Consider the following 787-nt stretch of genomic DNA (forward strand, 5'->3'; position numbering starts at 1 on the left):
GCGAACTAGAAGGGATTGCAAAAGTTGTTGCTGCCTACACAACACAAAAAATCAGTGTAGAAAACCCCGTTCTCTCCGCAACACTGCCAAACAACGAACGCATACAAATTGTTATGCCTCCAGCAGTTGCAGCCAATACCATTAGCATGACCATTCGTAAACCTTCATCACGCACTTTTTCTCTTGAAAGTTTACATGAAAACAATCTTTTTTCTGTTGCCCAAAACACCAGTTTCACACCCACGCAACAAATGACAGAACGGTTATCCGAACTCTCTGATACAGACAAAAAACTAACAGATTTGTTTCTGGCCAAAGACTTTTGCACCTTTTTAGAAAGAGCCGTTATTACACAACAAAATATCTTAATATCGGGCAAAACCGGTTCTGGTAAAACAACCCTCTCCAAAGCTTTGATTGCAAAAATCCCTGACTATGAACGAATTCTCACCATTGAAGACACACCAGAACTTGTCGTTCCGCACGCCAACAAAGTGCAGCTCTTTTATTCAAAAGATAACCAAGGCTTAGCAAAAGCAGGTGCAAAAGAACTGCTTGAATCAGGATTACGCATGCGCCCCGACAGAATCCTTCTACAAGAGCTGCGTGATGGTACAGCCTTTTACTACATCCGTAATGTCAATTCTGGTCACCCCGGCTCCATTACCACCGTCCATGCCTCAACAGCCCTTGCAGCCTTTGAACAAATGACCCTTTTAGTCAAAGAAAGTGACGGTGGTGGTAATTTAGCACGCGATGATATCCGCGGCTTATTAATCTCGATGAT

Annotated in this window: 1 protein-coding gene; it reads left to right on the forward strand. The window is 43.1% G+C overall.

Translation table 11 applies throughout. The annotated features are described in order from the left end of the window. Positions 1-787: P-type DNA transfer ATPase VirB11 (gene virB11, locus ACFIM6_RS10035; RefSeq protein WP_375612689.1), on the forward strand; the 787-nt coding region annotated here is incomplete at both ends.

It is taken from the genome of Bartonella sp. AA9NXGY, from assembly GCF_042196845.1.
In the GTDB taxonomy this organism is placed as follows: Bacteria; Pseudomonadota; Alphaproteobacteria; order Rhizobiales; family Rhizobiaceae; genus Bartonella.